We start from the raw sequence: 15,638 nt of genomic DNA on the forward strand, positions 1-15,638 counted from the left end.
ACCTTTGGCTTACGGAACAGGAGGTTTAGCTAAGACACTGAAGCACAAATGAAAACGGCCTGGACAGAGCCAGGCCGTTAACAATTGTAAAACTTTGCTTACTTCAGAACGGCGAGCGCTGCGTCGTAGTTCGGTTCTTCAGCGATTTCCTTGACCAGTTCGCTGTGCAGGACCTTGTCGTTTTCGTCCAGAACCACGACGGCACGGGCGGTCAGGCCTTTGAGTGGACCATCGGCGATGGCCACGCCGTAGTTTTCCTTGAACTCGGCACCGCGCAGAGTCGACAGGTTCTGTACGTTTTCCAGGCCTTCGGCGCCGCAGAAGCGGGCTTGGGCGAACGGCAGGTCGGCGGAGATGCACAGCACGACGGTGTTGGCCACGTCATTGGCCTGGGCGTTGAACTTGCGCACGGAGGTGGCGCAGGTCGGGGTGTCGACGCTTGGGAAGATGTTCAACACTTTGCGCTTGCCGGCGAAGCTCGCCAGTGTCACGTCGGACAGATTGCCGGCAACCAGGGAAAAGGCTGGCGCCTGGGAACCGGCTTGTGGCAGTTGGCCGTTGACTTGAACCGGGTTGCCTTTAAGAGTGACTTGAGCCATGAACGGAGTCCTTCTGAACGTTGATGTAGAGAATTTTGACGAGGCCGAAGTTAACCACGAAATGAGCCGGGGACCTATGCAAAAACACAAATTGTCATGAGTGGCGGGAGAGGCAAACCTGCAATTCAACAGGGCTGGATGCACGTGCACTACCCGAGCAACCGCAGCATATTGCGGTGCCGCGCCGCGAAAATCCGCCGCATGTAGGCATTCACCAGCAGCCCTTCAGTCAAAGCACCGCCAATCGCCGCATAGGTCACGCGGTCGGTGTACAGCGTACCGCCCTCTCCCGCCGCCACCCGATGTTCATGACGAAAGGCACGCAGCGGCCCCTTGAGCATTTCATCGATGAAATGCATGTCGCCGACCTCCCGGATCACCACCGTCCAGTTCGACGGGATCAGGTTGAACATCCAGTGCCTGAAGCGAAACTCGCGCCCGACTTCGATGCGCAGGTTATCCAGGTCGATATCACCCCGCGACGTGACGCGTTCCGGAAAGATCTTCGGGAAATTGGCGCCTTCCAGGCAGAAGTCGAGGACTTGCCCCGGAGTGCGGTCGGGGATCAGTGTAGTGAGTTCCAGTATGGGCATGGAGGGCACCTTCCGTTGGTCGTTGGATGGTTTTCACAGGAATATTTGATCGCGAGGAGGATGTCGAAAATACATCTGTTTTCTACAACATCGACTAAAACGAAAAGGACAATTTTTGTTTAGGTGCATTGTCGATTCAAGTCACGCCCATTCGACTATGCAATGAATCACTCAACTTCAACGGAGACAAGACCATGCGATTCATGATCATTGTAAAAGCCAGCCCCGATTCCGAGGCCGGCGTGATGCCCAGCGAAGAACTGATGACCGCAATGGGCAATTACAACGAGGAACTGGCCAAGGCCGGCATCCTCATCGATTGCGATGGCCTGCAGCCCAGCAGTAAAGGTGCCCGTGTGCGCTTCTCGGGAGATAAACGCACAGTGATCGATGGCCCGTTCGCCGAAACCAAAGAGCTGATCGCCGGCTACTGGCTGTGGCAGGTGAAGTCGAAAGAGGAAGCGATCGAGTGGGTCAAGCGCTGCCCCAACCCGATGCCGGGTACAGAGGCCGAGATCGAAATTCGCCAGGTGTTCGAGGCCGAAGATTTCGGTGCCGAGTTCACCCCGGAACTGCGCGAACAGGAAGAGCGCGTGCGGGCACAGGCGAAGAAGCAATGAAGCAAACCTGACTCCCTGAAACGGAGCAGCATGATTAGACAGTTGACGCGACAACCACCTGCTAGAGTAAAAAAAGCCTTCATGCAGGCCAGACCGAATGTCATCGTCGGAAAATGAGGAAACGTCTATGAAAGGTTTGCTTCGCGTCGCGGCATTCAGCCTGATGGCGCTTTTCGCCAGTTGTGGTGTCGGTGCCCAGACAATGCAAAGTCATGCGGCGCCGGTTGCGCTCACTGTCATACCGGCCGACATCCCGGGGGAATAGCCAAGGGGATCGATCGTTCCCATGCCTGGGAACGATCCTTCGCGAACAATAAACCCGCGTTACTTGGACTTGAATTTTACAAACGATTGATTCATGTCCGAAGCCCAGCCATCGATCACGTTTTTCACGTCATCGGCTTTCATCACCTGAGCTTCGTTTTCCAGCGGTTTGCCGGTGCCCTTGCGCACCACCTGGGCGATGACCTTGTTGGTGCCGCCATCGAGAAACACCGCTTCGGTGGCCAGATCGGTTTGCTGATCGCGAGCACCGCTGGCGGTGGTGACGGCCGCTGCCACCAGGGCGATCGGGATCACTTCATACGGCTTGAGGCTTTCGGTCTTGCTGCTGACGGCGGTAATCGCTGCACGTACCACGATCACGCCTGGGCCGGGACCGCTGGCCAGTGGCAGGGATTTACCCAGTTCGCGCTTGAGCGCCTGATCGTAGTAGCTGGTGATGCCGTTCAGTGTGGTCTGAGGGATTTTCGCTGTCGGCTGCGGTTTGGGATAGAGCTGAGTCGGCTCGATGTAGGCACTGGTGTATTTGTTGACGTTGAGCTTGGGATCGACCCAGCGCATCACCACGGCGCCCGATGGCGACTTGGCTTCCTTGAGCTGGCTGTAGTCCTTGAGAAAGCCGGAGTACTGGTCTGGCTCGACGACTTTGCTGGCGCAACCCGCCACCCCAAGAGAGGCGATGCACAGTGTGCTCATCATTAACGCAAGCTTCATGCTTTAACTCCTGTCAGAAGGACGGCAACGGTATTGCCTACGAGAGTTACAGGTATAGCTAATGCCCGGCGTTTTTGTATCGAAAATCACAATTTTCAGCTCTCGCCACGGTCGCGATAATCACCACGAAGACCCGCTTTTCGCTGCCAACTCCCGCCGGCTATTGGCCCGCATCGCCTTGATCAACGACACCGTGCCCACCAGGATGATCACCGCGCCGAACAGGAAGTCGATGGTATACAACTGGAAATCGTTCAACGGCCCCACCAGGAACACCCGGATCGCGCCAATACTCACCAGCGTCGCGAGAAAGTCGATGCCCGGCTCGTCGCGATAGAACACGTGTAGCAGCGGCAGGCACATCACCAGCAACAACAGCAACACAATCACCTTGAACGAGCCCTTGCGCTCGACGCTGAACGCGCATTCGTTGGCGCCGTAGGGCTTGTAGTCCTGCTCACTGATCAGCGAATTTTTCTCGTTGATGTACTCGACACGGTTGTACTTCTGGATCGGCGTAAAGGTGTTGGACATCTGCATGCTGGTGGTGACGTTTTTGAAGCGCAGATCGACACGCTCGTTACCCTTGAGGTAGTACAACACCGGTTTGTAACCGTAGCGGTAGGTGTCGAACGGAAAATCCGTCGCACGCCCCTGGACGTCGATGGGCCGGGACTCAAGTTCGGCGTAGGCACTTTTGTTGACTGAAGACAGGTTACGGCTCAGGGGTTTGATCTTGACCTGTTCCATGAAAATCGGCGCAACGCCGTAGGACCACTGTAGCGGCTCCATGCGCAGCCGCAGTTCGTTGCGGCCCAGGTCGTAGCGATCAAAGGTTCGCTCGGAAACGACAACCGCCCCCGAGAGCATGAACTCGCCGCGAACGTTGTTGGTGATGCGCAGCGACAGTTGATCCTTGCCCTGCCCGCCGCTATCGCTGGCCGGCGGCGTGCCGCACCAGGCGTAGCTGTCGAACGCATCCCCGAGCTGGCCGTTACGGTTCTCTTTGAACACGTAAAAATAACTGCCCCACAGGGCCGCCATCAGCAACAGCGCTATCAACCCTAAAATCTTCTTGCCCGCGCCCAAACCAGACTCCTTTCTTCACCAACTCCTTATGAGACGCGGACTCTATCAAAATGCCATCACTGGCCCAAGCAAAAGATCTCGATGCCCTACCGCCGCCGAAACAACGGCCGCGGCTCGATTACCGAACGCCCATACAACACGCTCATCCCCGCCAGTCCCTTCAGCGCATCTTCGGCAGACTTGTCTTCGCGCACGGCAAAGCTGTCGAAGCCACATTGGCGCATGTGGCTGAGTTGATCGCGCAGCACATCGCCAATCGCGCGCAGTTCTCCTTGCCAACCGAATCGCGTGCGCAACAGATAGGCCTGGCTGTAAGCGCGTCCGTCGCGAAAACTCGGGAAGTCCAGGGCAATCAGCGGCAGGTCGGGAAACCACGGGGTCAGGTTTGTCACTTCGTCGTCAGGACCGAGCCAGACACCTTCGAGTGCAGTCGTGGTGTCGGCGTTAAGGGCCAGCCACTGGGGTAATGGCAGGATCAGCGGCCCGGCCGGCAGTTCACCGGTCGTTTCACGAATCAACTGCCACGGATCATCGCGCACCCACTCGGCGCCGCCCTCTCGCAAACGCAGCACATTGTTCATGCCGACACCTCCAGCACCTTCGGATAAACCCGCTCCTTGAATGGCTCCAGACCGATGCGCGCCAGGGTATCGACGAACAGTTCTTCGCTCTCGCGGTAGCGCACGAACGTGCCGATGATCCGTTCAATCACATCGGGCACTTCGGCGGCGCTGAAGGACGGGCCGATGACCTTGCCCAACGCGCTGTCCTTGCCCTGGGCGCCGCCGAGGGTGATCTGGTACCACTCGCTGCCGTTCTTGTCGACGCCAAGGATGCCGATGTTGCCGATATGGTGGTGGCCGCAGGCGTTCATGCAGCCGGAGATGTTCAGGCTGATGTCGCCCAGGTCATGCAGGTAATCCAGATCGTCGAAACGCGCCTGAATCGCTTGCGCGATGGGGATCGACTTGGCATTCGCCAGGGCGCAGAAGTCGCCGCCGGGGCACGCGATGATGTCGGTCAGCAAGCCGATATTGGCACTCCCCAGGCCTTGCTCGCAGGCCAGGCACCACAGCGCGTAAAGATCGGTCTTGGGCACGTCCGGCAGGACGATGTTCTGTTCATGGGCGATGCGTATTTCGCCGAAACCGAACTGCTCGGACCATTGCGCCACCGCGTCCATTTGCTCGGCCGTGACATCTCCCGGCGGCGAGGCGATGCCCGGTTTGGTCGACAGCACCACACTGGCGTAACCCGGCACCTTGTGCGGCTGAACGTTACGCGTCACCCAACGGGCGAACGCCGGGTGCTCGGCCAGGCGTGTGCCGAAGTCCAGGTCGGTGCCGACCAGTGAACGGTAATCGGGTGGCACAAAGGCGCTGGCAACACGTTCATACTCGACGTCGGTCAACTGCGCCGGACCGTCCTTGAGGTGTTGCCACTCCTCCTCCACTTCCTTGGCGAACGCTTCGATCCCCAGGGCTTTGACCAGAATCTTGATCCGCGCCTTGTACTTGTTATCGCGCCGCCCGTGGCGGTTGTAGACCCGCAGCACCGCCTCGACATAAGACAGCAAATGCTGCCACGGCAAGCCTTCGCGAATCTGCAGACCGAGGATCGGCGTGCGCCCCAACCCGCCGCCAACAATCACTCGCAGGAGCATTTGCCCACTGTCGTCGCGATAAAGATAAAGGCCGATGTCATGCATCATGATTGCCGCGCGGTCCTGTTTCGCCGAGCAGATGGCGATCTTGAACTTGCGCGGCAGGAACAGGAATTCCGGGTTGATGGTCGACCATTGCCGCAGAATCTCCGCCAGCGGACGCGGGTCCATCAGCTCGTCCGCGGCGACACCGGCAAAGGCTTCGGTGGTGATGTTGCGCACGCAGTTGCCGGAGGTCTGGATCGCGTGCATTTCCACCTCGGCCAGGCGTTCGAGGATGTCCGGGACCTGAGCCAGTTCGATCCAGTTGAACTGCATGTTCTGCCGGGTGGTGAAGTGGCCGTAACCACGATCGTAGTCCCGGGCAATGCTCGCCAGGGTGCGCATTTGCCTGGCGTTCAGGGTGCCGTAAGGTATCGCCACGCGCAGCATGTAGGCGTGTTTTTGCATATACAGGCCGTTCTGCAAACGCAGGGGCAGGAACTCTTCTTCGCTCAATTCGCCGGCCATGAAACGCTCGACCTGATCGCGAAACTGCGCAACTCGCTCGAACACCAGGGCCCGGTCATAGTCATCGTATTGATACATGTGGCTGCCACCTCATCAGGAATTTTGCGCAGAACCTGTGGGAGCCCCTGTGGCGAGGGGGCTTTCCCCCGTTGGGTTGCGAAGCAGCCCCAAAATCTCTGATACACCGAAGATCTTGTGAGTGCTACGCACTCAAACGGGGGCAAGCCCCCTCGCCACAGGAGCTCCCACAGGAGTTGCGGTGGATCGAACTCTGCGGCTCGTTCTTGGGGTGCAACTATGCGGCAGCAGCGCAGCGTGTTACAGATTCAGCTAAACACTAAAAAACCGTATCAGGACGCGACTGATGGCCGCAGGCGTGCCCCGCATCTGATCCGTATAAATGAAAGTTTCCTGAGACTGTTTTGTTTCCGGCAGGGTTTCTACAGTTCATCGCATGCCAGACCGGGTGGCCTGGCAAGACTTTGCAACCGTGGAAGAACTGACCATGAGCACAGCAACAATCGGACTGGCCTATAACTACAAGGTCGTCCGCCAATTCGTCGTGGCAACCGTGGTATGGGGCGTCGTCGGGATGGCAATGGGGGTATGGATCGCCTCGCAACTGGTATGGCCCGAGATGAACCTCGACCTGCCGTGGACCACCTTCGGCCGCTTGCGTCCGCTGCACACCAGCCTGGTGATTTTCGGCTTTGCCGGCAGCGCGCAATTCGCCGCCAGTTACTACGCCGTGCAGCGCACCTGCCAGGTGCGGCTGTTCTCGGACAAACTCGCTGCATTCACCTTCTGGGGCTGGCAATCGGTGATCGTGGTGATGCTGATCAGCCTGCCGCTGGGCTACACGACAACCAAGGAATACGCCGAGATCGAGTTCTCCGGCGCGGTGTGGATGACGGTGGTCTGGCTCGCCTATGCCATCGTGTTCTTCACCACCGTGGTGCGCCGCAAGACCAAACATATCTACGTCGGTAACTGGTTTTTCGGTGCGTTCATCGTGGTGATCGCCATGTTGCATGTGGTCAATCACCTGTCGATTCCGGTGGACTGGTTCAAGTCGTATCCGGTGTACTCCGGGGCCACCGACGCCATGGTGCAGTGGTGGTACGGGCACAACGCCGTAGGCTTTTTCCTCACCACCGGGTTTCTCGGGATGATGTATTACTTCGTGCCGAAACAGGTGGGTCGACCGGTGTATTCCTATCGTTTGTCGATCGTGCACTTCTGGGCGCTGATCACCCTGTACATCTGGGCGGGTCCGCACCATTTGCACTACACCGCGCTGCCGGACTGGGCGCAGTCCCTGGGCATGGCGATGTCGCTGATTCTGCTGGCGCCGAGCTGGGGCGGGATGATCAACGGCATGATGACGCTGTCGGGGGCCTGGCATAAGTTGCGCACCGACCCGATCCTGCGGTTTCTGGTGCTGTCCCTGGCCTTCTATGGCATGTCGACCTTCGAAGGGCCGATGATGGCGATCAAGACCGTCAACGCCCTCTCCCACTACACCGACTGGACCATCGGCCACGTGCACGCCGGCGCGCTCGGCTGGGTGGCGATGATCACCTTCGGCGCCATCTATCACATGGTTCCGAAAGTCTTCGGCCGCACGCAAATGCACAGCGTGCCGCTGATTAACCTGCACTTCTGGCTGGCGACCATCGGCACCGTGCTGTACATCGCCTCGATGTGGGTCAACGGCATCACCCAGGGCTTGATGTGGCGCGCGATCAACGACGACGGCACGCTGACCTACTCGTTCGTCGAGGCGTTGCAGGCCAGCCATCCGGGCTTCATCGTGCGGTTTGTCGGCGGGGTGTTTTTCCTCAGCGGCATGCTGCTGATGGCTTATAACGTGTGGCGTACGGTGCGGGTTGCAGATGTGAAGATGGCCGAACTTGAAGCGCAGTATGCCTGAGGCAAGGAGCCTGACATGATCGAAATGGCGTTGAATTTATTGGGTGTGCTGGGGCTTTGGCTGGCGATCGAGTACTGCCTGAAACACCAGACGGCCGAAAGCCTGGACGATGCCAGCCTGATTCCGTTTGCCGATGATCCCGAGGTGGCGCGGCGGGTTGAACTGGCGACCGGCAAAACCGTGAAAGCGGTGGCGCCGGAAGAGCTGAAACCGGGCTGGGGCAACCTCGAAATCTGAGGTACACCCAATTCACTGTGGGAGCGGGCTTGTGGCGAGGGGGCTTGTCGGACCGCCGCACCGCCCCGTTCGAGTGCGCAGCGCTCGCAGGTTCTGGGTCCGCTGCGCGGCCCAACGGGGCGGTGCGGCGGTCCGACAAGCCCCCTCGCCACAAAAGCCCGTTCCCACAGGGTTGAGTGTCGATCACATGGACATTAGTTGCGCTCGCGGGGAATCAGGCTCTGCAGTTGCTGCGCCAAAAAGTTTGCATCGAAGGCAAACGTGTCCGGGTCTTTCAGGCCGTTGGTCTTGCGCCATTGCCAGGCGCTGGACGGTGGCAGGCACACCAGCGAAATACTGCCATAGCGCGCCGCGGTCAACCCCATCACGGCAAGGGAAATCTGCCCACCAACGCCCATCACGTCCGGCACAAACTCCACCGGTTTGCCGGCGATAACGACGCTCAGTTTCTCGGTCTTGAACGTCGACGTCTCCACCGGCACACTCGGCCCGGATGCGACATACGCCTCGCGGCTCACTTCCAGCAGGTTCGGCGCCAGGACCGGTGCCAGCCACTGCTGGATCTGATCGAACAACTCCCCGATGCGCGTCGCCCACACGGCCGATTGCGCCTCAAACAGTTGCTTCTTGTGCGCTTCGCTTTCTGCGTAGTGGCGAAGCATCTCGCCCAGTTGCTGTACGTCGTCCATTGCGGTGTTCCTTTGGTTGAAGCGGTGCTGCGGACTTTGAGCATGGCAGATGCGCGCTGCCGGCGTACGACTAAAAGCGCGAGCGGTACTGGCTAGGGGTCATGGCCAGGTATTTGCGAAAGGCACTGCCCATGTGGGATTGATGGGCGAAGCCGGCATCCAGAGCGATGCTGGCCAAGGGCAGAGCCGTGCGCTCGATCAGCCTGCGTGCGGCCTGAAGCCGCACTTCAATGAGGTAGGCGTGAGGCGTCAGGCCAATAGCCTGGGTGAAATCGCGCAGAAAGCGCAGTTCGTTGTGCCCATAGGTGGCAGCCAATTGTTCCAGCGTCAGGGGGTGCTGGGACTGCTCGGCGATCTGCTCCATGACTCGGGCGAAGGCCTTGGGCGTGGCACGCAGCGTTGTATCGGTTATCGAACCCGCGACGCCAACCAGCGCGACGGCACATTGCTCAAGCGCCAGCAGGTCGGGCTGCGTGGCGAGCAGCTGACGCCGTATATCTCGCGCCAGGGTCAGCGCACGCCGATTGCCGCAAGATTGCATGCGGTGAGCGGCGACCGGTAACAGTTCACTGGCGAACGGCTCATCCAGCCGCATCAACAGATACTCGCCACCAGTGGCCGATTCGGAAAACACCTCCACGCCGACCGGCGTGTACGCCAATACGCCCGGCCAGGTATCGAAATCCGTCCGTCGGTCAGAGTCGATCGCATGCACGCCTTGCTGACGTTCCAGCGTCACCCCGAGGGTTCGCGACTGCGCCGGATCCCGCGCACTGTAAGGCGCACGGGGCAAGAGTCGCAGGCAGAGTCTGCCGCCCAACAGGTTCTCGCTCAGCACACCCGGCATGTGAAATTTCCTGATAGATCGGAACAAGGATCCACTGGACACTCTCCCCAAGGGTTTGCCATTCACAGGAGCACGACATGCGCACCATCGGCCTTATCGGCGGCATGAGCTGGGAGTCCAGCGCTGAGTATTACCGCCTCATCAACCAACAGGTACGCGACCGCCTCGGGCCGTTGCGTTCGGCGAAATTGCTAATGTACAGCGTCGACTTCGGCCCTGTCGAACAGGCCCAGCATGCCGGGCGCTGGGACGATGCGGCGGCGATTCTGGTGGATGCCGCGCGACGTCTGGAGGCTGGCGGTGCCGACTGCGTGGTGCTGTGTACCAACACCATGCATAAGGTGGCCGGGCAGATTCAGTCTGCGATCGATATTCCGTTCCTGCACATTGCCGACCCGGCCGGTCAGGCGGCACTGGACGCCGGTGCGTTGCGGGTGGGTTTGCTGGGGACTGCGTTCACCATGGAACAGGATTTTCTCAAGGCGCGCCTGACGGACTGGGGCCTGACGGTGCTGGTGCCGGAGGTCGAGGAGCGTCAGGCGGTGCACCGGATCATCTATGACGAGTTGTGCGTCGGGATAATCAGCGAGGCGTCGCGCCAGGTCTATCGACGGGTAATCGAATCGCTGACCGAACGCGGCGCTCAGGCGATCATCCTCGGCTGCACCGAAATCGGCCTGCTGATCAAACCCGAGCACAGCACCCTGCCCTTGCTCGACACCACCGAACTGCACGCGCAGGCGGCGGTGGCGTTTGCCTTGGGCGACTGACTCAATCGGCCTTGGGCGTGCGACGCAGGCGCGCCATGCTCAGGGTATCGACCAGCCGACCGTCACGCACGGCGTAGTCGCGAAACAGGCCTTCGGTCTCGAAGCCAAATTTCCGGTACAGGCCGATGGCCGCTTCGTTGTCGGCGTACACCGAGAGTTCGACCCGTTGCAGGTTCATCCAGTTGTCGGCGACATCAAGCGCCGCCGCCAGCAGTTTCGAACCGACACCCTTGCCCTGCCAAGCCACGGCAACCCCCATGCCGAAGCTGCCTGCATGGCTGCGGCGGATTCGCGAAAACTGTTCCAGGCCGATGTTACCGATGACCGAGCCCTGATGCAGCGCCACCAATTTCACCGCCCGTTCGTTGTCCGCCATCAGGCGTTGGCGCCAGACCTCGGTGGACTGAAACGGCATTTGCAGCACCTGACGGGCCACAGCCGGGTCGTTGTAGAGGGCGGTGACGCCCTCGATGTGGGATTCGCTGAAGCGCTCGAGGGTAATGACGGAGTCGGCGGGCATGAGTGTTTCGTCCTTGATGCGTACGTGGCCGCTTACTCTATAACGGTGCAAACCTCTGTGGCGAGGGAGCTTGTCGGAACGCCGCACCGCCCCGTTGGGTTGCGAAGCAGCCCCCATTCTGAGAACCCGGTTTGTCTGATGCACCGGTTTGAATGGTTTTGGGGGTGCTACGCGCCCCAGCGGGAGCAAGCTCCCTCGCCACAAAAGTGTTCTTGCCAGAAGATCCGTCGAGCTACTCGAACCACTCCCTTCGCTCATTAAAGGTATTGTGGATCAGCTCGACGATCGCCTGCACCGCAGCTTCATTTCGGGAGTCGGCATTGATCGCCATCCACACCTGGCGCTCCATCGGTTGGCTGAAGAGCCCTGGCAATGCCACCAGCCCCCTATCGAATTGGCTCATGTAGTGCGGCAGCAAACCGATACAGGCGCTGCAGCGGATCATCTCCAGCATCAGCTCATAGGAATGCAACTGCACCACTCCCGCCAGACGCTGCTCCACCAGACTGTTCCACGGCCCGAAGGCGCCGACCTGGCGGTCGTGTTGCCATTGCACCAGCATGAAATCGGCCAGGTCGCCCAGGCTGTCCGGGCGGGCCGCGACCCGCGAATAGCGTTTGGCGATGTGCGGCAGGTAGTCCAGCCGTGCCAGACGCCGGGGCTCGGTGATGGCGAAACTGGGGCCTGGTAACGGCGAATCTGTGCCCGCCAGCCACACCACCACATCGGCGCTGATCGCCCGCAGGGACAGTTCGCTGTCGAGGGAGATGATGTCCAGGCGCACGCTGGCGTTGCGTCGCAGCAGCGAGACCAGGTCGCGACCGAGGATGTCGTGCAGGATCGACTCGGCCACGGCCAGGCGCACCAACGGCTGTTCGATCACTGGCAAATCGCGCTCACGGGCCAAGGCCATCAACTGCGCCTGAAGCTGCAACCCGTCACGACTGAGGGCAAAGCCATTGCCCGAATGGCAGAACAGCGAGCGCTGCAGTTGTGCTTCAAGTTGCGCCAATTGTTTACGCAACTGGGTCGACTTGATGTTGAGACTGCGGGCCGCTTGCATGAAACAGCCACAGCGGGCGCTGACCCTGAAGGCCAGCAGTAACACCGGATCGATTCCGGCTATCCGTGCGTGAGAGGCGTTGCTGTGTTCTACGGGCGAACGGTACTCGGCCACGCCCTGACGCCCGGCGGATTCCATGAATGACATCGATGACTCCCTGTCGATCTGTCCTTGACCGTTTCATCCTGCTGATCGTTCATGAATCTGATGTGACAAACGGGTAAAAACCAAACCAATAATCAACTGCTGGGCGTTTGCCGAAAGCTCACCGCCAGGCGATTCCAGCTGTTGATGGCGCTGATGGCCATCGTCAGGTCGACCAGTTCCCCTTCACCGAACTGCTCCCGGGCCAGTGCATAAACATCGTCCGGCACATGGCTTTGCGCGAGCAGGGTCACCGCTTCGGTCCAGGCCAGGGCCGCCCGCTCCCGAGGGCTGAAAAAGCCGCTGTCGCGCCAGACCACGATTGCATACAGCCGCCGATCGGTCTCGCCGATACGACGTGCGTCCACCGAGTGCATGTCAGTGCAGAAGGCGCAACCATTGAGCTGCGAGGCGCGGATCTTGATCAGGTTCAGCAACGCCGGTTCGATGCTCAGATCACGGGTCAAGGCCTCCATGGCGATCATGGCTTTCATCGCCTTGGGCGATGCGCTGTAGTAATCCAGGCGAACGGTCATGGCGGCGGCCTCGTGGCGCGAATCGGTATCTCCACGTTAGGCGCTGATGCACGAGCGTTACAGAGCCAATTCAGCGAAAAAGCCATGGACCGCCCGACAGAAGACCAATTGCCGGTTTTTCGCCCACACAACTTCTGTGCAGTCACTCATGCAGGTAATCTGGCGCGACGCACAGTCGCCTCACAATCGCCCCAGGAGCCCCGCCGGTATGGAACTTCACGTTGTCATCAACGGCCGCAAGGATCTGGCAGGCCAGCTGTACCGGCAACTGCGCAGCGCCATTGAATCCGGGCGCCTGGCAGCCGGCACGCAGCTGCCGCCCAGCCGTTTGCTGGCCGAACAACTGGGGATTTCGCGCAAGACCATTTCCGACACCTATGCGCAACTGACCTACGAAAACTTCCTCACCGGGGTGATCGGCAAAGGCACCTACGTCAATGCCCGGGCGGCAAAAGTCGTCCGTAAACAGAGCCATTCGGAATTGGCCAGCTTCGATGTCATCGAGAGCTGGCGCAAGTTGCCGACGTTCTTGCGCCACCCGACGCTGGAAGGCTCGCTGCGCTACGACTTTATCGGTGGTGCAACCAGCAAGGGCCAGTTTCCGCAGGACGACTGGCGCCGTTGTACCTCCCATGCCTTGCGCCAGATCGCCGGTTCCAAGGGTTTCTACAGCCAGCCCGAAGGCCTGCCGGCGTTGCGCAATGCAATCGCACAGCACATCGCATTTTCCCGCGGGGTCAATTGTCGGGACGAAGACGTGGTGGTGTGCAATGGCGCGCAGCAAGCGCTGGACCTGATTTCCCGGGTGTTGACCCAACCGGGCAGCCTCGTGGCCATGGAGGACCCCGGTTACCCTCCGGCGCGCCTGTTGTTCGGGACTCATGGCGCAACGGTGGTCGGCGTGCCGGTCGATGCGCAAGGCATCCAGGTCGAGCACATTCCCGACGGCACGCGGCTGATTTATGTCACCCCCTCGCACCAGTTCCCCTTGGGCATGCCCATGAGCCACGAGCGTCGGGTGGCGCTGCTGGAGCGGGCCCACGAACTGGGGGCGATCATCATCGAGGACGATTACGACAGCGAGTTCCGCTATGAAGGCCGGCCCACCGACTCGCTGCAAAGCCTGGATGAACGCGGCATCGTCGCCTACGTCGGCACCTTCTCGAAGACCCTGTTGCCGGAGTTGCGGCTGGGGTATGCGATTTTGCCGCCGGCGATTCTCGAAGCGGTGATCAGCGCCAAGCAGCTCACCGACCGGCACACCTCCACCCTGCCCCAATGGGCGCTGGCCAAGTTCATCGCCGAGGGCTGTCTGCTCAAGCACATCCGGCGTTGCCATACGATTTACGCCGGGCGCCGCGAACGGATCCTGGCGCGGATGGCGGGCGACCTTTCGCCATGGTTCGAAGCGGTGCCGACCACAGCCGGGTTTCACATGGCGGTACTGTGCAAGGTGCCGGTCGATATTCCGTTGGTGATCGAACTCGCGAAAAAAGTCGAAGTGGGACTCTATACCCTGGACGACTTTTTTTACCAGCAAACGCCACGGGCCGGGCTTTTCCTGGGGTTCGGGGCGATCGAAACCCTGGACATCGACATCGCCCTGGACCGTTTGCGGGACATTTTGCAGCAGGTTGGTTGAGGGATTGGTCTGCGGTTTTATCCGGTGATTGGCTATTGGCGGCCCAAGGGGGCAGGCCTATCCTGCATGGGCGTTATCCCTCAATGAGCAGGATTCGTCCGGCCTGATTCAGGAGTGTGAGTAATGTCCAACCAAGTGTTCAACACCGTAAAGATACGAGCTGCCGCCGGTCGCTCGGACGAACTGGGCAAACAACTGCAAAAGATTGTCGACACCCTGCGCGAACTTCCGGGCTGTGACGCCTATATGGTCGACCGCTGCCCCGAGGACGACACCCGCTGGACGGTCAGCGCCCACTGGCAATCGGAAGCGGCGATGCAAGCGCATTTCAACCGCCCCGAAGTGCAAGGTTTTATCGGCCTGATCGACAGCCGGTTGGCCAATGCCGTCGACTTCAACAGCTTTCCTATCGTTTGAAACAAGATCAAAAGATCGCAACCCCGATAGCAGCTTGCGTTCGCTTGTAGCAGCTGTCGAGCTTGCGAGGCTGCGTTCGGCTGCGAAGCAGTCGTGAGTCCGGCTGACACGGTCTGCCTGACGTACCGCAAGCTCTGGTTTGACGACTGCTTCGCAGCCGAACGCAGCCTCGCAGGCTCGACAGCTGCTACGGGTAATGTAGCCTCGGTGATTGGTCCCCTGATCTTCCGGAAAATTGGCCGTTTGATTAGCCGATAGCGCCGCTTACTGTGGTCCCTGACGACTCACCACCACAGGTAATCAACCATGAATGCGCTTCGCTTTTTTGCTGCCTCTTTCGCCGCCCTGACGCTAACCGTTTCAGCCTCGGTATTCGCCCACGAAACCGCCGCCCCTTCGGAAAATGTCACCATCCTGCAAGACCAGATGCTGAAAAACGCACCCGGCAAAAAAGCCCTGATGATCGAAGTCGATTACCAGCCGGGCCAATCTTCCATTGCCCATAAACACCAGGGTACGGCCATGGCCTACGTGCTATCGGGGGAGATCACTTCTCAAGTCAAAGGCGAAAAAGCGACCACCTACAAGGCTGGCGAATTCTGGTACGAACCGGCCGGGTCTGAACATCTGGTGTCGAAAAACGCCAGCGCTACCCAACCCGCCAAGCTGTTGGTGTTCATGGTGTTGGCCCCGGATGAGAAAGTGCTGATTCCTTTGGAAAACTGATAGCTGAGGCCATCAGCCACCACAAAATCTTCAGGCATAAAAAA

At 59.8% G+C, this 15,638-nt stretch carries 19 protein-coding genes; 8 read left to right on the forward strand and 11 right to left on the reverse strand.

The genetic code is table 11. The features are described from left to right. Positions 1-98: 98 nt before the first annotated feature. Together tpx and ACEN9A_RS16180 are read right to left on the reverse strand one after the other, a co-directional pair. A complete protein-coding gene (gene tpx, locus ACEN9A_RS16175) occupies positions 99-599 on the reverse strand; it encodes a thiol peroxidase (RefSeq protein WP_018926141.1) in 501 nt (166 codons plus the stop codon). A 149-nt stretch (positions 600-748) separates the two neighbouring features. Beyond that, positions 749-1,192: an SRPBCC family protein gene (locus tag ACEN9A_RS16180; protein ID WP_258668614.1), complete on the reverse strand. Its 444-nt coding sequence runs from the start codon at positions 1,190-1,192 to the stop codon at positions 749-751. 194 nt (positions 1,193-1,386) lie between these two features. Between ACEN9A_RS16180 and ACEN9A_RS16185 the strand changes: the two genes are divergently transcribed. Together ACEN9A_RS16185 and ACEN9A_RS16190 are read left to right on the forward strand one after the other, a co-directional pair. Beyond that, positions 1,387-1,812: a YciI family protein gene (locus ACEN9A_RS16185; protein WP_192350688.1), complete on the forward strand. Its 426-nt coding sequence runs from the start codon at positions 1,387-1,389 to the stop codon at positions 1,810-1,812. Between the two features lie 127 nt (positions 1,813-1,939). Then, positions 1,940-2,077, forward strand: coding sequence for a hypothetical protein (locus tag ACEN9A_RS16190; RefSeq protein ID WP_019650017.1), 138 nt, complete (start codon positions 1,940-1,942; stop codon positions 2,075-2,077). A 59-nt stretch (positions 2,078-2,136) separates the two neighbouring features. Here the strand turns inward: ACEN9A_RS16190 and ACEN9A_RS16195 are convergent, their stop codons facing one another. The 4 genes from ACEN9A_RS16195 to ACEN9A_RS16210 form a co-directional block, all read right to left on the reverse strand. Further along, the gene (locus tag ACEN9A_RS16195) at positions 2,137-2,808 is read right to left on the reverse strand and encodes a DUF3313 domain-containing protein (RefSeq protein ID WP_019650018.1); all 672 of its coding nucleotides are present in this window, start codon (positions 2,806-2,808) and stop codon (positions 2,137-2,139) included. A gap of 120 nt (positions 2,809-2,928) precedes the next feature. Then, the gene (locus ACEN9A_RS16200; RefSeq protein WP_258612123.1) at positions 2,929-3,897 is read right to left on the reverse strand and encodes a hypothetical protein; all 969 of its coding nucleotides are present in this window, start codon (positions 3,895-3,897) and stop codon (positions 2,929-2,931) included. Positions 3,898-3,983: 86 nt separating this feature from the next. Beyond that, complete coding sequence (locus tag ACEN9A_RS16205; RefSeq protein ID WP_258668616.1) at positions 3,984-4,478, reverse strand: DUF934 domain-containing protein; 495 nt, start codon at positions 4,476-4,478, stop codon at positions 3,984-3,986. Next, positions 4,475-6,148 (reverse strand): nitrite/sulfite reductase, encoded by a 1,674-nt coding sequence (locus tag ACEN9A_RS16210; RefSeq protein ID WP_258668618.1) that lies wholly within the window; start codon positions 6,146-6,148, stop codon positions 4,475-4,477. Before ACEN9A_RS16210 ends, ACEN9A_RS16205 begins: the two co-directional genes overlap by 4 nt. 427 nt (positions 6,149-6,575) lie before the next feature. On the opposite strand from ACEN9A_RS16210, the gene ccoN reads away from it, so the two are divergent. Both ccoN and ACEN9A_RS16220 read left to right on the forward strand, forming a co-directional pair. After that, the gene (ccoN, locus tag ACEN9A_RS16215; RefSeq protein WP_026286424.1) at positions 6,576-8,003 is read left to right on the forward strand and encodes a cytochrome-c oxidase, cbb3-type subunit I; all 1,428 of its coding nucleotides are present in this window, start codon (positions 6,576-6,578) and stop codon (positions 8,001-8,003) included. Positions 8,004-8,018: 15 nt separating this feature from the next. After that, positions 8,019-8,240, forward strand: coding sequence for a cbb3-type cytochrome c oxidase subunit 3 (locus ACEN9A_RS16220; protein WP_258668620.1), 222 nt, complete (start codon positions 8,019-8,021; stop codon positions 8,238-8,240). 194 nt (positions 8,241-8,434) lie between these two features. Here ACEN9A_RS16220 and ACEN9A_RS16225 read toward each other — a convergent pair whose 3' ends face one another. Next, complete coding sequence (locus tag ACEN9A_RS16225; protein WP_064618184.1) at positions 8,435-8,929, reverse strand: hypothetical protein; 495 nt, start codon at positions 8,927-8,929, stop codon at positions 8,435-8,437. A gap of 70 nt (positions 8,930-8,999) precedes the next feature. Beyond that, complete coding sequence (locus tag ACEN9A_RS16230; RefSeq protein WP_258668622.1) at positions 9,000-9,776, reverse strand: helix-turn-helix domain-containing protein; 777 nt, start codon at positions 9,774-9,776, stop codon at positions 9,000-9,002. 77 nt (positions 9,777-9,853) lie between these two features. Here ACEN9A_RS16230 and ACEN9A_RS16235 point away from each other — a divergent pair, with 77 nt between their 5' ends. Then, positions 9,854-10,546, forward strand: a complete 693-nt coding sequence (locus tag ACEN9A_RS16235) for an aspartate/glutamate racemase family protein (RefSeq protein WP_258668624.1) — start codon at positions 9,854-9,856, stop codon at positions 10,544-10,546. A gap of 1 nt (position 10,547) precedes the next feature. On the opposite strand, the gene ACEN9A_RS16240 is transcribed toward ACEN9A_RS16235, so the two are convergent. The 3 genes from ACEN9A_RS16240 to ACEN9A_RS16250 form a co-directional block, all read right to left on the reverse strand. Continuing rightward, positions 10,548-11,066, reverse strand: a complete 519-nt coding sequence (locus tag ACEN9A_RS16240; protein WP_258668625.1) for a GNAT family N-acetyltransferase — start codon at positions 11,064-11,066, stop codon at positions 10,548-10,550. A gap of 232 nt (positions 11,067-11,298) precedes the next feature. Continuing rightward, positions 11,299-12,276 carry a LysR family transcriptional regulator gene (locus ACEN9A_RS16245; RefSeq protein ID WP_258668627.1) on the reverse strand — a complete coding sequence of 326 codons (978 nt, stop codon included), beginning with the start codon at positions 12,274-12,276 and terminating at the stop codon, positions 11,299-11,301. A 92-nt stretch (positions 12,277-12,368) separates the two neighbouring features. Beyond that, complete coding sequence (locus ACEN9A_RS16250; protein ID WP_019579292.1) at positions 12,369-12,809, reverse strand: carboxymuconolactone decarboxylase family protein; 441 nt, start codon at positions 12,807-12,809, stop codon at positions 12,369-12,371. Between the two features lie 208 nt (positions 12,810-13,017). Between ACEN9A_RS16250 and pdxR the strand changes: the two genes are divergently transcribed. From pdxR to ACEN9A_RS16265, 3 genes are all read left to right on the forward strand, one after another. After that, the gene (gene pdxR, locus ACEN9A_RS16255; RefSeq protein WP_258668629.1) at positions 13,018-14,451 is read left to right on the forward strand and encodes a MocR-like pyridoxine biosynthesis transcription factor PdxR; all 1,434 of its coding nucleotides are present in this window, start codon (positions 13,018-13,020) and stop codon (positions 14,449-14,451) included. Between the two features lie 123 nt (positions 14,452-14,574). Beyond that, positions 14,575-14,868: a putative quinol monooxygenase gene (locus ACEN9A_RS16260; RefSeq protein ID WP_258668631.1), complete on the forward strand. Its 294-nt coding sequence runs from the start codon at positions 14,575-14,577 to the stop codon at positions 14,866-14,868. Positions 14,869-15,174: 306 nt separating this feature from the next. Next, positions 15,175-15,594, forward strand: a complete 420-nt coding sequence (locus ACEN9A_RS16265) for a cupin domain-containing protein (protein ID WP_258668633.1) — start codon at positions 15,175-15,177, stop codon at positions 15,592-15,594. Positions 15,595-15,638 lie beyond the last annotated feature (44 nt).

This window comes from Pseudomonas sp. Pseusp18 (genome assembly GCF_059506005.1).

What these genes read in the sequence shown, in the direction of transcription:
- tpx (WP_018926141.1), bottom strand. Translation starts at nt 599, where the DNA reads ATGGCTCAAGTCACTCTTAAAGGCAACCCGGTTCAAGTCAACGGCCAA.
- ACEN9A_RS16180 (WP_258668614.1), bottom strand. Translation starts at nt 1,192, where the DNA reads ATGCCCATACTGGAACTCACTACACTGATCCCCGACCGCACTCCGGGG.
- ACEN9A_RS16185 (WP_192350688.1), top strand. Translation starts at nt 1,387, where the DNA reads ATGCGATTCATGATCATTGTAAAAGCCAGCCCCGATTCCGAGGCCGGC.
- ACEN9A_RS16190 (WP_019650017.1), top strand. Translation starts at nt 1,940, where the DNA reads ATGAAAGGTTTGCTTCGCGTCGCGGCATTCAGCCTGATGGCGCTTTTC.
- ACEN9A_RS16195 (WP_019650018.1), bottom strand. Translation starts at nt 2,808, where the DNA reads ATGAAGCTTGCGTTAATGATGAGCACACTGTGCATCGCCTCTCTTGGG.
- ACEN9A_RS16205 (WP_258668616.1), bottom strand. Translation starts at nt 4,478, where the DNA reads ATGAACAATGTGCTGCGTTTGCGAGAGGGCGGCGCCGAGTGGGTGCGC.
- ACEN9A_RS16210 (WP_258668618.1), bottom strand. Translation starts at nt 6,148, where the DNA reads ATGTATCAATACGATGACTATGACCGGGCCCTGGTGTTCGAGCGAGTT.
- ccoN (WP_026286424.1), top strand. Translation starts at nt 6,576, where the DNA reads ATGAGCACAGCAACAATCGGACTGGCCTATAACTACAAGGTCGTCCGC.
- ACEN9A_RS16220 (WP_258668620.1), top strand. Translation starts at nt 8,019, where the DNA reads ATGATCGAAATGGCGTTGAATTTATTGGGTGTGCTGGGGCTTTGGCTG.
- ACEN9A_RS16225 (WP_064618184.1), bottom strand. Translation starts at nt 8,929, where the DNA reads ATGGACGACGTACAGCAACTGGGCGAGATGCTTCGCCACTACGCAGAA.
- ACEN9A_RS16230 (WP_258668622.1), bottom strand. Translation starts at nt 9,776, where the DNA reads ATGCCGGGTGTGCTGAGCGAGAACCTGTTGGGCGGCAGACTCTGCCTG.
- ACEN9A_RS16235 (WP_258668624.1), top strand. Translation starts at nt 9,854, where the DNA reads ATGCGCACCATCGGCCTTATCGGCGGCATGAGCTGGGAGTCCAGCGCT.
- ACEN9A_RS16240 (WP_258668625.1), bottom strand. Translation starts at nt 11,066, where the DNA reads ATGCCCGCCGACTCCGTCATTACCCTCGAGCGCTTCAGCGAATCCCAC.
- ACEN9A_RS16245 (WP_258668627.1), bottom strand. Translation starts at nt 12,276, where the DNA reads ATGTCATTCATGGAATCCGCCGGGCGTCAGGGCGTGGCCGAGTACCGT.
- ACEN9A_RS16250 (WP_019579292.1), bottom strand. Translation starts at nt 12,809, where the DNA reads ATGACCGTTCGCCTGGATTACTACAGCGCATCGCCCAAGGCGATGAAA.
- pdxR (WP_258668629.1), top strand. Translation starts at nt 13,018, where the DNA reads ATGGAACTTCACGTTGTCATCAACGGCCGCAAGGATCTGGCAGGCCAG.
- ACEN9A_RS16260 (WP_258668631.1), top strand. Translation starts at nt 14,575, where the DNA reads ATGTCCAACCAAGTGTTCAACACCGTAAAGATACGAGCTGCCGCCGGT.
- ACEN9A_RS16265 (WP_258668633.1), top strand. Translation starts at nt 15,175, where the DNA reads ATGAATGCGCTTCGCTTTTTTGCTGCCTCTTTCGCCGCCCTGACGCTA.